The sequence below is a fragment of the Kamptonema animale CS-326 genome, from assembly GCF_028330895.1.
Taxonomy (GTDB): Bacteria; Cyanobacteriota; Cyanobacteriia; order Cyanobacteriales; family Microcoleaceae; genus Kamptonema; species Kamptonema formosum.
In genome coordinates, this window is the sequence record NZ_JAQMUA010000017.1 from 1 (window position 1) to 12,870 (window position 12,870).

Annotated in this window: 11 protein-coding genes; 6 read left to right on the plus strand and 5 right to left on the minus strand. The window is 43.3% G+C overall.

All coding sequences use genetic code 11. The features are described from left to right. Positions 1-116: 116 nt before the first annotated feature. Positions 117-1,802 carry a dihydroxy-acid dehydratase gene (ilvD, locus tag PN499_RS00955; protein WP_272029709.1) on the minus strand — a complete coding sequence of 562 codons (1,686 nt, stop codon included), beginning with the start codon at positions 1,800-1,802 and terminating at the stop codon, positions 117-119. Between the two features lie 340 nt (positions 1,803-2,142). On the opposite strand from ilvD, the gene PN499_RS00960 reads away from it, so the two are divergent. The 3 genes from PN499_RS00960 (at position 2,143) to PN499_RS00970 (ending at position 4,875) form a co-directional block, all read left to right on the plus strand. After that, the gene (locus tag PN499_RS00960) at positions 2,143-2,982 is read left to right on the plus strand and encodes a pentapeptide repeat-containing protein (RefSeq protein WP_272029710.1); all 840 of its coding nucleotides are present in this window, start codon (positions 2,143-2,145) and stop codon (positions 2,980-2,982) included. A gap of 157 nt (positions 2,983-3,139) precedes the next feature. After that, the gene (locus PN499_RS00965; protein WP_272029711.1) at positions 3,140-4,129 is read left to right on the plus strand and encodes a pentapeptide repeat-containing protein; all 990 of its coding nucleotides are present in this window, start codon (positions 3,140-3,142) and stop codon (positions 4,127-4,129) included. Between the two features lie 128 nt (positions 4,130-4,257). Next, the gene (locus PN499_RS00970) at positions 4,258-4,875 is read left to right on the plus strand and encodes a CP12 domain-containing protein (RefSeq protein WP_272029712.1); all 618 of its coding nucleotides are present in this window, start codon (positions 4,258-4,260) and stop codon (positions 4,873-4,875) included. A gap of 118 nt (positions 4,876-4,993) precedes the next feature. Here PN499_RS00970 and PN499_RS00975 read toward each other — a convergent pair whose 3' ends face one another. After that, a complete protein-coding gene (locus tag PN499_RS00975) occupies positions 4,994-6,496 on the minus strand; it encodes a glycosyl hydrolase family 57 (RefSeq protein WP_272029713.1) in 1,503 nt (500 codons plus the stop codon). 55 nt (positions 6,497-6,551) lie between these two features. Continuing rightward, complete coding sequence (locus PN499_RS00980; protein ID WP_272029714.1) at positions 6,552-10,553, minus strand: hypothetical protein; 4,002 nt, start codon at positions 10,551-10,553, stop codon at positions 6,552-6,554. A gap of 150 nt (positions 10,554-10,703) precedes the next feature. On the opposite strand from PN499_RS00980, the gene PN499_RS29540 reads away from it, so the two are divergent. The 3 genes from PN499_RS29540 (at position 10,704) to PN499_RS00990 (ending at position 11,729) form a co-directional block, all read left to right on the plus strand. Beyond that, the gene (locus tag PN499_RS29540; RefSeq protein ID WP_334311644.1) at positions 10,704-10,829 is read left to right on the plus strand and encodes a hypothetical protein; all 126 of its coding nucleotides are present in this window, start codon (positions 10,704-10,706) and stop codon (positions 10,827-10,829) included. Positions 10,830-10,873: 44 nt separating this feature from the next. Then, positions 10,874-11,077 (plus strand): hypothetical protein, encoded by a 204-nt coding sequence (locus PN499_RS29545; RefSeq protein ID WP_334311645.1) that lies wholly within the window; start codon positions 10,874-10,876, stop codon positions 11,075-11,077. 88 nt (positions 11,078-11,165) lie between these two features. After that, the gene (locus tag PN499_RS00990; protein ID WP_272029715.1) at positions 11,166-11,729 is read left to right on the plus strand and encodes a cold shock domain-containing protein; all 564 of its coding nucleotides are present in this window, start codon (positions 11,166-11,168) and stop codon (positions 11,727-11,729) included. A 72-nt stretch (positions 11,730-11,801) separates the two neighbouring features. Here the strand turns inward: PN499_RS00990 and cbiT are convergent, their stop codons facing one another. Further along, positions 11,802-12,395: a precorrin-6Y C5,15-methyltransferase subunit CbiT gene (gene cbiT / locus PN499_RS00995; protein ID WP_007354174.1), complete on the minus strand. Its 594-nt coding sequence runs from the start codon at positions 12,393-12,395 to the stop codon at positions 11,802-11,804. A 212-nt stretch (positions 12,396-12,607) separates the two neighbouring features. After that, a partial coding sequence (locus PN499_RS01000; protein WP_465249956.1) for an Orn/Lys/Arg family decarboxylase occupies positions 12,608-12,870 on the minus strand: 263 nt, incomplete at its 5' end.

Sequence of the window (12,870 nt, forward strand, 5' to 3'; positions counted from 1 at the left end):
GTGTATCCCAATTAGCCATTAGCAATTAGCCATTAGCCATTAGCCATTAGCAATTAGCCATTAGCAATTAGCCATTAGCAATTAACCATTAGCAATTAGCCATTAGCCATTAGCCATTAGCCCAAACCCAAATCCGTGACAGCCCCCACACTACTCGAAGAAACTAACTTTGCATATTTAGCCAATACGCCAACAGTATAGCGGGGTTTAGGAGCCTTCCAATTAGCACGTCTGCGCTCTAATTCTGCATCCGAAATATTAATTTGCAACAAACGACCAGGGGCATCAATTGTAATCGAATCCCCCTCTTCCACAAGTGCGATCGCGCCTCCAACTTGGGCCTCCGGTGCCACATGACCTACCACCATTCCGTAAGTCCCACCAGAGAAGCGTCCATCAGTAATTAACCCCACAGAATCGCCTAAACCAGCACCAATAATTGCCGAAGTTGGGGCCAACATTTCCCGCATTCCCGGCCCACCTTTTGGCCCTTCATAGCGGACGACAATCACATCTCCAGCTTTGATTTTTCCTGCTAGAATTGCATCTAAACAGTTTTCCTCAGATTCAAATACCCGTGCTGGGCCAGTAATTACTGCTTTCTTAATACCAGTAATCTTAGCAACTGCACCTTCCGTTGCCAGATTTCCCCTCAAAATTGCCAAGTGTCCTTGGGTGTACATGGGATGATTCCAAGGGCGAATTACATCTTGGTTAGAGCGAGGTTCCGAGGGAATATCTGCCAAAACTTCGGCAATAGTTTGACCTGTAATTGTAAGAGCATCACCGTGCAACAAACCGCGATCGAGGAGCATCTTCATCACTTGCGGAATGCCACCAGCTTGATGTAAATCTGTAGCGACATAGCGACCACTAGGTTTAAGGTCGCATAGCACTGGAACTTTAGCTCTGATCGTTTCAAAATCATCAATAACTAATTCTACGCCGGCTGCATTGGCGATCGCTAACAGGTGTAGCACTGCATTTGTCGAACCGCCTACCGCCATAATCACCGCGATCGCATTTTCAAATGCCTTGCGAGTCAAAATCTGGCGAGGAAGTAACTGCGATCGAATCGCCTCCACCAACACCACCGCCGATTTTTGGGCACTTTCAGCCTTTTCTGCATCCTCAGCAGCCATCGTCGAAGAATAGGGCAAACTCATCCCCATTGCTTCAAAAGCCGAAGACATCGTATTGGCAGTATACATCCCCCCACAGGAACCCGCACCAGGGCAAGCTTTGCGTTCAACTTCCAACAGTTCTGCATTATCAATTTTGCCAGCACTGTATTGACCAACAGCTTCAAAAGCGCTAACAACAGTCAAATCCGAACCATTATGATGCCCCGGTTTAATCGTGCCACCATAGACAAAAATAGCAGGTATATTCATGCGGGCGATCGCAATCATCGCCCCCGGCATATTCTTATCGCAGCCGCCAATCGCCAGCACCCCATCCATGCTCTGGCCATTACAAACCGTCTCAATCGAATCAGCAATCACCTCCCTAGAAACCAGAGAATATTTCATCCCCTCAGTTCCCATCGAAATGCCATCGCTGATCGTAATCGTACCGAACATCTGGGGCATAGCACCCGCTTGCTTCACCCCAAATTCCGCCTTCAGGGCCAAATCGTTCAAACCCATATTGCAGGGAGTAATCGTGCTGTACCCATTGGCAACACCTACAATCGGCTTAGTAAAATCCCCATCGCCAAAACCGACGGCCCGTAACATCGCTCGATTAGGCGATCGCTGAGTTCCTTGAGTAACAACGTGACTTCTAAAATTTTCCGACATGATCTATTTCCTTTGTCTGTTCACTGGCGGCAGTTGACCGAAGCCTGCGAACATTCAACAGCCAACACTGACATCTAGAATTAATTGTCTCAGAATCCTTGACAGTTTGGATCGCCGTAGAAAAGATAGTCTTGGGTATCGCAAATAACCCCTGAAAATCACAAGTTGGAGCCAGAATCTGTGCCGATCTGGGATAATCTCTGTGATTTACAATACCCACGACTCTCCAATAAGACTTACGCTTACAGTAAGGCTAGTTGCTAAACCGCTCAGAGGGCGGGGTTACGAGCAAGTCTTGGCTTAAGTCTTATCCAACTGAAAAAATTACGAGGCAAATGACATGGAGGCCGATGAAATTCTGAGGCAATATGCGGCCGGAGAAAGAAATTTTCGCGAAATCGACCTGATGGGCTGCAACCTCAAAGGAGTAGACTTGAGCGATGCCAACTTTAGTCGGGCAAACCTGCAAAAAGCCAACTTGAGCGGAGCATTACTCATCGGAGCTAACCTGCGAGAGGTGAAACTAATCGGGGCTGAGTTGAGCGAAGCCAACCTCAGCGACTCTAACCTCATCGGTACTGACCTCACAAACGCTAACCTGAGCGGAGCTAATCTCACTGGGGCTAACTTGCGGGGTTCAATGGCGAGAGATATCAACCTGAGCAAAGCAAATTTAAGCGGAGCCAACCTGACAGAAGCCAATCTAACGGGAGCAAATTTATTTGCGGCCAACCTAACGGAAGCAAGCACGATCCGCACCAACTTAATTAAATCAGTCCTGAGTTGGGCAACTCTCAAGGGAGCAAACCTCACAAACGCTCTTTTGAACGAATCAGTTCTAGAGAGAGCTAACCTGACTCAGGCAATTCTCAGCGGCGCATCCCTCAACGGTGCTAACCTCAGCGGAGCAGACTTGCGGCAAGTAATCATGATTGGGTCTAACCTCAGCGATGCTAACTTGACTCAGGCAAACCTGAGAGTAGCAAATGTGAGCTGGTCAACTTTGCGCGGGGCTAATTTGACCGGAGCTAATTTGTACCGAGCCAAATTGAATTGGTCAAATTTAAGCGGGGCGATTCTAGTAGAAGCAGTTTTGATTGACGCTAACATAGATCGCGCCAACTTCCGGGATGCAGATATGAGAAGGGCAATTATGCCCAACGGTACCACCTATGATTAGGAGTCCTTTAAAAATAGAAATTCTTTAAAAAATTACGATTAGGAGTTTTTACTTTTTGTATTTATTGCCGCCAGTTTATTTCTGCACAAATTATATGCTATGCCAGAAGTAGGACTACCCGCGCCTGCACTGGCTAAGAGTTTAGGAGGAAGCGCAGATGGATGCTAGAGAACTGCTCGATCGCTACGCATCGGGACAAAGAGATTTTGCGGAAGCAAATCTGATGGGCGCAAACTTAACAAAGGCATTTTTGGAAGGGGCAAACTTAGCAAGAGCGTCTTTAGCAGGAGCAGACTTGAGTCGGGCCTCTCTATACGAGACTAACCTCTCAGGCGCTTTCCTCTACAGCAGCAATCTGAGTTTTGTAAAGCTAGGGAAAGGATATCTCACCGATGCCGATATGACAAAAGCCGATCTCAGAGGAGCTTTTTTAGTCAAGTCGCAACTTACGGGAGCGAAACTCAGCGGAGCGACTCTGGCGGGGGTAAACCTACGCTCTGCTAACTTGTCAGGGGTGAATCTGTGCGGCGCGAATCTGAGCGGGATTAATCTGCGCTATGCCAAGCTCACAGGAGCTAACCTGAGTTGGGCCAATATGAGCCGAGCTAGATTGAGCGGAGCTGTGCTGGATGGAGCCAATCTTACGGGCATCAACTTTAGTAAAGCTCATTTGGTGAATGTTGACTTTCACGGGATGGACTTGAATGGAGTTAATTTTAGCGAGGCCAAACTTAAAGATGCGAATTTTTGCGCCTGTAACCTCACAGCAACTAACTTCAGCGGTGCAGAATTACAACGGGTAAATTTGCAGGATGCAGCTCTGAATGGAGCTAACTTGAAGGAGGCTAATCTTAATGAAGCTAACTTGAGTTATGCAATTCTGATGAGGGCTGACTTATCTGGCGCTATTTTGAGTCGGGCAGATCTGAGCGCGGCTAATTTTAATTTAGCTATTTTACAGGAGGCTGACTTGAGCGATGCCAACCTGGAAGGAGCTTATTTGTGGAAGGCGGATCTTTCACGGGCGGTGCTACGAGGAGCTGATTTACGTAATGCCAGTCTCAGAGGAGCTACTATTGAGGGGGCAGACTTGCAGGATGCGAATTTGAATGGCGCTACCTGGCCTAATGGTAATATTTGCGAATAAGGGCAGGCTCAGGATTACTTGCTCTCGATGACAAAAATACCTTGTTTTTGTGTAAGTCCTACAAACAATATTTTTAGTACGTCCAGATTCGGAATAAGCTGGAGTAAATAAGGTTAGAGGAAAAGCTAATGATGATGAAAGCGGAAGATATTATGACTACAGAAGTAGTCACCATTCGTGGTTCAGCAACAGTAGCTGAGGCGGTGGCGATGATGAACGATCTATGTTTGCGTGCCTTGATTGTTGAACGCCGCCACGAGCAGGATGCTTACGGGATCGTGACTGAGACAGACATTGTTTACAAGGTAGCAGCCTTTGGAAAAGACCCAGCAAATGTTCGGGTCTATGAGATTATGACTAAGCCCTGTATTGTGGTAAATCCTGAGTTGGGCGTGGAATATGTGGCTCGCCTGTTTGCCAATACTCGGATTCGCCGCGCTCCTGTAATTAGCAATACGTTGGTGGGGATTATCTCGATCACGGATATTCTTAGTAAAAGCGATTTTGTAACTAAACCAAAAAGTATTTTACTAGAACAACAAATCGAGAAGGCGATCGAAGATGCAAGAACGGCTTGTAGAGAGAAAGGCGCTACTTCTAAAGAGTGTGCTGTTGCTTGGGATATTGTGGAAGAATTGCAAGCTGAAGCTTCTCACCAGCGGGCCATAAAGATTGAAAAGACGGCATTCGATCTCTATTGTGAGGAGAATCCAGAGGCAGCAGAAGCGCGGATGTACGAGAGTTAAAGCTTTATAAGCAGTAACAGGACTTACCCACGCTTAACGTAACGCCGCCCGGAAAGGCGGTCAAGTCACCGCCCAGAGGGCGGCGTTACTAATGGTTTTACTTATGTTACAAAAACTCTTAAACTAATCCCACTAAAGCCTCACCGCGCTGATAAAATGTGCGAGCATAATCAGTCCACATTCCTTGTCCCCAGTACCGAAAACAGCTTGTTTGAAGTAATAAGTTATACATCAAAGCTTGCTGATATTCAGGTTGCTTAGTGACTGAAGAATCTTGCTGTAATAAAGTGTCATACTTTTTGTGAAATGCAGCGCTGAGTTGAGTCATGGGGCCTAAAACATTTTCATATCCTTTAACCCAACTCAAATCATTTGTCCAAGAAGCGCCGTCCATGTGAAAATTGTGGTCTGTTTGTTTCAAATCTTCTATTGCTTTTTCTACTGCTTCTGGCGTAGCATTTTCCGGCGAAACTCGCTGCCATATTTTGTGTTGATTAACTGCTTGACAAGGGGGATAATTGTCAGGATTCACACCTGCTGCTTCAATTATCTCTAAATATTCAGTGCCATTAAGGGCGACAACACCTGATTTTCCGCCGCCTTGTTCGCGGACTTCATGGCAAGCTTTGAAGAAAGCACTAGGAAATTCATTCATCATTACACCGCCATTTTCCCCGTCAGCAATTTGAGTAACTAAAGAGGGAATAGTAATGTTATCAATTTGTTGTTTGTTCCGCCCTTTTGCCTCATAATAGGGCTGCATTTGACCTACTAATTTAGTATCAGAACCTTGAGTTTTAATCAAGATAGTAATACTGACTATTTCGCCAGAGGAATTACGGGCGACTAACCGATTGGGGATATATTTTCTATCCTGTTGTAGCGGGGAACCGTCTAAATTTTCGATTGAATGTTCCTGCACCATTAGCCAACGATAGCCGCATTCTTTCAGAGCCTTAATATATTCATAAAGGGTATCTGGATGATTGGGCAAGTGCATTTCTGGAGGAGAAAAACCTTTAACGCGCTTCAAAGCATCGTAGCCAAAAATAGCAGCAAAGTGATGCTGCCATGCAACTATTTGTAGTTTAATATCGGGAATTGGGGTAGAGGGAACGACGGCGTGACTCCACATCGTCCCTAACCATTCTACATAAGGTTGATACTGGGGATCGCAGGTAATTCGTTTGAGATTGTTAAGTATATCTTCGCGGCCCATTTGGTGCAATCCCCACAACAAATTACCTGAATAATCGAGCATAATCCGAGGATTACAACCTTCAGCAATCAATTTAGGAATAAATTCTCCCATCCGGCCATAGCAATAGGCAAATACCTCTGCATTGTGGTTGTCTCCTTGGCCGGGATGTTCAAACATATACTGGAGATTGCTGATTGGGGAACCATTAATTCCCGCAGGTACAGTGGGTTGGTGCATATGTAAAGCACAGGCAAATCCCGCCGCAATGTCTTTCAATTGTAAATTTGTACTGGGTAAAAATACTGGCAGATTTTCTTGAACTGCTGCACTGATTTCTGCTTCAAAACCGCAGATATTGGGTAATTCTGAGTTTAATTCTTCTAAAACGGGTAGGTTAAGAGCTGGAGTTTGTGCGATCATTTAATTTTCCTGGCTATTCACTGCCATTATACTCTGATGTGAGCTTTTATATAAACTATTCCCAGGCTTGTAACTGGTTAATCCAATTTTGGACTAAAGCGGCAATCCGATCTCTCCGCGTTTCAAAAGTGGCCGCTATCCAGATAAAAATAATGCCAAAGCCTAAACCGATTACCCATTTAATAAAGGGATAGTCGAAAATGAGAATTACTAACTGATAGAAAGCATTGATTAAAAACACTACACTGCCAATGAAAAGAAAAGCTCGAATTCGCAAGCCTAAGCCAGCTAAAAGTGCTGCTAAACTAAACATTGCAGGTACTAAACCATTGCCGTGCTGAGTTAGTAAAGCTACGCCGCAAATTAATCCCGATCCTACCATGCGTAATAGATGTTTAGTATCTTTTTGCTGAGGTAATTTAAGTTCAGGATCTACTTGAGCAATGTATAATAAAGTGAATCCCAAAGGTGTTACGTATAACTCTGGCTGAGTTAACCCTATGCGATCGAACCAGCGCCAAAGTACCCAGTCAATAAGTAGGGAACTAATGTAAGTAAAGCGGATTTGGTTGTTATCCCAAGCTAGGAAGATATAGAAGGCGGCTGTTATTAGTAAACTAAGGAGATGAAATTCACCGCGACTTTCTGCAATCGCAATTATTGGTAGGAGAAATGCGACTACTTTCCAAGGTTTTTTTGACCAACCCCAAGTTTCCCAAGGTAGGACGTAGATACAATAGGCAAATACTGATGCGATCGCAGTTTTCCACAAAAATAGCGGCCCGGTAATCAAGCGGACTAGGGGTGTATTTAGCCAGTAAAGCCTAATAGCAAATGCTTCAATCCAACCGATATAAACCCAGGTTTCTCCCCATTGAGGATAAGGATGATTGCGACCTTGAAAAATTGCATATTGAACTAGAAAAGCACCAGTTCCTAATCCTAAAAACATCGCTGGCTGGATGGGATTAGCTGAGGCTACAACTAGGAGTAAGCTACTACAAATCCAGTGGATGTGAGCAATATTTTTTATTTCTTGGGGGGTAAGGCGCAAGTAATTAATTAACCAAGGATAAAGCAGACGATAGGCATAGACAATCGTAGTACCCAGAGTTGCTAAGGCAATTAATCCATCGCCAATAGCGCCGCCTGATAATTGGCTGAGTTGATAAATGAGTAATTCGCAGGTAGAAAGGGAAATGCCGATTATTCCTAAATAAACAAGGGGTTTGAATTCTGGTTTCCTTCTACCAACGCCGATAATAATTAAGGATATGCCTAAAGAAGTTAAGCCAGTCCAACTGGTGAAAGTGTGCGATCGCAAAATTAATCCCAATGTACCATAAAGCAATGGTATAATATGAATACTAGGGAAAATGTCGCGATTTGAATCTCTATTTCTCCACCAATCTCCTAACAGTTGAGTAACTAAACCCAAGGCGATATTTGCAATTGCCAAATAAACTGTTTGACGGTCTGTAAAGCCTAATACTTCTGCTGTTAGTAATTCTAAGGCCCAAGCTAACCCGTAAATTGCCCAAGGTGAAGGTTGTTGATAGCTACGGTAAGCAATAGCTGCTATGGTTACAAGAACTGTAATAATGGCTTGAATTGATGGACTAAAAGTAATATAAGTGAATTTTCCGTACAAACCAAAGGAGTGAATTGTTAAACTTACTAATAATAAGCAACAGATTAATATCGCCCAATTATCTGCGGCTTTTCCGTAAATTTGCTTGAGTGGTAATTGGTTATTTTCCGTCTCTCTAAGGCTGGTAGTACGAATTAAAAAATCCCGAATTAGCCACAAACTGGTAAGCGCGATCGCACCTACTATTAACCAAGCTGATGCTGATTGTCTGGGAAATCCTAGAACTCCTTCTAAAAGTAAACTACCGCAGAAAGTTAGTCCAAATCCTATGGTAGTTACTGCTAAAGAAGATCGGGGTAAATAGTAAGTATTGATTAACATCAACCCCGTTGCTATGCTCAAACTAATTAATCGATTTCCTGGTGAACTTAGCGTCAGAACTTGAACAGCTAGCAAAGCAATTGTACTTAATACGATTGCTGTCCTTCTTTGACGTAAATCTGTGTATTTGCCAACAGTAGTTAAAGCAATCGGTGTTACTAGCCACGACAAAGACCAATCCAGATAATTTAGGGAACTTTTGTATGACGTTCCATAATAATCGCTTAATAAAATAAAGCTCAATCCAGCTAAAGCTAATCCTAAGTGCCAACAACTTTTGACGGCTAAAGGTAATAGATTTAGCCTAAAATCGCTCACTGTTTCTACGTTGGCATTTGCTTTGACAAATAATCCCCATTCTACTAGCATTATTGATAGCATGATTATTGACCATAGGGCTTGATTGAGAGTGGGAAAAAATAGGTGTATCCCAGAAAATATTGTTGACAAGCCGATAATGTGAGTTAGGTAAACGGGGATTTCAATGTTAGGATTTAAGGGTGTGAGATTAGGTGTAGATAATGAAATTTGACTAGGATTTTCTGCGATCGCATATTGCCATGTCACCCATGATAAAACAAATGTAGAGCATAGTAAATTCAGCGTTCCTAGAAGAGGATTGATTGAACTGATAATCGTTAAAATTATCCCGAAAAAAAGTGAAATTCCTTCTCCAAAGCCAGCAAGTTGAGGCTGTCGCTGACGATACAGCCATTGTGTTAAACTAACTGTTAAAATTAGGTAAGGAAATAGTGCTAGGCTCAGCAATGTCCAAGGATTTCCCTCAGAATTAGTGAGTTGAGTTAAAATAGCTAGAGTTTGTGTTTTAAATTCAAAGGGAATTAGCCGCCAAAATAGCAAAATTGCCTGAAGTCCAATCCCAAATAAAATTAACAAATCAATCCGTCGCCAGAATCGAACTAAGCGACTACTAAAAAACCATAATGCCAGGCCGCTAACTGCGAGCGCTTGACCTGGAATATCCCATATAGAAACCCACCAACCGATAGCTAATAAAACACCTCCCGCTGCTTCCCAGTTGAATACTTTTGCAGGAGTAGGATGAGTAGATATATCGCTTTGTTGCTGTTGGTCTAGCCATGCTAAAAGCGCCCCACAAATACCCAACGCTAAACCCAATTGATTAATTTCTATACCTTTAACAAATATGGCTCTTCCTAGCAAGATTGCCAAAGCATAGACTACTAAAGCTGCTTTTTTAGAAGGAAGAAAATCGGTTCTTAAAGCTAATGTTTGGCTTACATCCTCTCCCTCTTTTAGAGTTGATTTCGGCTGACGAGTTTGATAGAATGTAATAATAGCTGTGCTAATTGTCCCCAAATAAACAGCAATTAATGCTCCTCCCGGTAATATCCAGCCAGAATGCAAATAACTCAAAGCTAAATGATTAATAGCAGTTAATTTAGTGGTTTCTGGCTGTCTTTCCGATTGCTTTTGAACGAGTTTCCAAGTAATGAATGTCAGAATTAAGGCTGCCACTAATGCTACTACCCAATTTAAGGAATATTGCCATAGTCCAAAAGTATCCATTGCCCAAAAATTGATCGGTACTAGCAATAATGTCACCAGTTGCAAAGTTTGAGCTGTCAATTGCAAATTATTCTGTTTACTGACCCAGGTGCTAATAGCCCAAAATGTCAAAGTATAACTTAGTAAAACTCCATATTGTCCAGCAGCAGGAAAACGCTCCCACTGAGAAGCGGCGAGAACTCCAGAGGATATTACTACTAAAAATACTCCTAAAAATAGCAGCCAAACTACACTTAGTTCTGCCATGAGTGACTGCAAAACTGATGTAATAAAATTGGGAGTAGCAGGAGATTTTACCTGTGTTTGGGGAATAGTGTTAGCAGGTAAAAGAGGTGTTGTTGCTGTAGGAATTCTAAAAGGCTCGGCTGCTGGTTCTGGTAGGCGACATACTAGGTATTTGTAGCATAGTTGTTTGACCTGAGTTTCTGAGAGTAAACCCAGATGCAGCCAAGCATCTAGACCGGCTAATAATTGCGGGTGAGAAGCTTGAACAATCAACTCAATTTCATTTGGCTGACTTGGTGGGGAGGACATCAGTTCTAGCTTTTATGATTTGGTTTGTTTCCAGTTTACAGCTAATTTTAAACAAAATAAGAAATTATCGATCGCTCTTAATACCAAGGGTGTTGCAACTCTATTTTGATCTTGAGGTAATATGGAGATAATTTCTAGGAGGCGATAGAGATGACAACTGTGTCCAACGAAAAAGCAGCTATTATCCGTACAGAACGAGGATTGACGATCGCAGGCACTCGAATTACGCTGTATCAGTTGATGGACTACATTCATGCTGGTTATCCCCCAACTTAATCCGTCTTAAGTTCTACGTCACCGACCGACAGTTTGATGCAGCTATGTCTTACATTGAGGCACACTCTGCTGAAGTCGAAGCAGAATATCAAATTGTTTTACAGCAAGCAGAAGAAATTCAGCAATACTGGGAAGATCGTAACCACGAACGTTTTGCCCAAATTGCAGCAATACCTCCAAAACCTGAGCAAGAAGCAATTCGCGCTAAGCTTAAAGCTTGGAAAGCTAAGATTGAGTCTGAAGAGTAAAGCTTGACAAACAAAAGTTGTATCCAGTAAAGTCTACTATCTAATGTGGCTGTTATTTAATAAATGTCGGTCAGCGGTGAGGTTCTCCATGAAATTTGATTTGAACAAGGGGCAATTGATAAAGTGGAATGATGATAGGGGCTTCGGATTTATTAAACCTAGCGCTGGTGGTAGAGAAGTATTTTTGCATATCAGTGCCGTAAAAACAAAGGGTCGCCGCCCAAAAATTGGAGACACAATTTTCTATAAATTGACAATGGGAACGGATGGAAAATTTTGCGCTTCTGATGCTTCAATTCAAGGCGTTATTTCTCAATCTTCAACTACACAGAAAATCAAGACTTCGCCAGCTAAACGGAAAAGAAAGAAAGGTGGGTTACTCGAAACTACTATTGGCGTTGGGGTTATAGCTACCATTGGGCTTTTTCAGATGCAGTTGCTCCCTAGTCGTTCCCCTATGCCAATTACATCAATTACAAAACCAAACTGTGTTATCAAAGGTAACATCTCGATTTCCACAGGGAATAAGTTTTATCACGTTCCAGGGATGGAAGACTACGATGGAACAATCATTGATTTTGCAAAAGGAGAAAAGTGGTTCTGCTCTGAATCAGAAGCGGTAGCAGCAGGCTGGCGCAGAGCCCCAAGGTAGCGTCACCAGCCCAATAAGTGAGAATAAAGAGATTGTCTGCGATCGCAAACCCATCTCTACACGATCGCGCATCTAATCCAGCTTTTCCCCACTTAGAATAAAAATCGGATCGACAGCCGCAAAAGTTTGATGAATCCCCCGCGTTTCCAAACGATTAACCGCCGACTGCACCACCTCAATATTGCGAACTTGTAACTCTGCAAACCCTTCAGAAAGAGCATACAAACTCTCTAAATTTCCCGCAGTAGCAACAACTCGACCTTGGGGTTGCAAATACCGCCAAACTTCTTGGAGAATTACCTTAAGTGGTCTACCTCCCTCAATACAAACTCGGTGAGGACGAGAGGGTAAATCTTTAAGGCATTCTGGGGCACTACCTTCAATTACTTCTACATTTTTGAGCTCGAAGCGATCGCAATTTCTGCGAATCAAACTCGCTACTTCCTCATCGCGTTCTATGGCAATAATTTGACCTTTAGGACATAATAAACCTGTTTCAACTGCGATCGTTCCAGTGCCCGCGCCGATGTCCCAAACCACCGAGTCTGCTTGCAGCCGCAAATGCGAAATTAACAGCAGCCTGCTTTCTCGTTTACTCATCGGAATACCGGGTAAACGCTCAAATAAATCATCAGAAATACCGGGGGTAACATAGGGCCAAAGCATAATAAGAAGGGGCTAGGGGCTAGGGACTAGGGAAAGAAGGGGATAGGGACTAGGGATGAATATAGAAAAAGGGGTTAGGGACTAGGGATGAATATAGAAGAACTATCTAACTCATAAATACACTCTCTTTAAGAAAATCAAGAGTAATGCTATGGGTGCTATAGGTTTTTGTGAATAATTCTATCACTTTGACAGTGTAGAAATATTAATAATTAATCTTTTACTACCTTAAACGTTTTGAGGGTTGGATCGCTGCATCCTGTTATACATCCACCCAAAATCAAGACTTCTTGTAGATATTCTACCGCTTCCTGGGTGATGATTTCACCGGGAATCAAAATTGGTATTCCGGGGGGATAGGGACAGATGAGCTCAGCACTGATGCGATCGCAAGCCCTATCTACTAATACCACCTCCGCCGTTGCAAAGAAAGCGTCGCGCGGGGAGAGGAGATGGGGAGAGGGGGAGAGAGGGA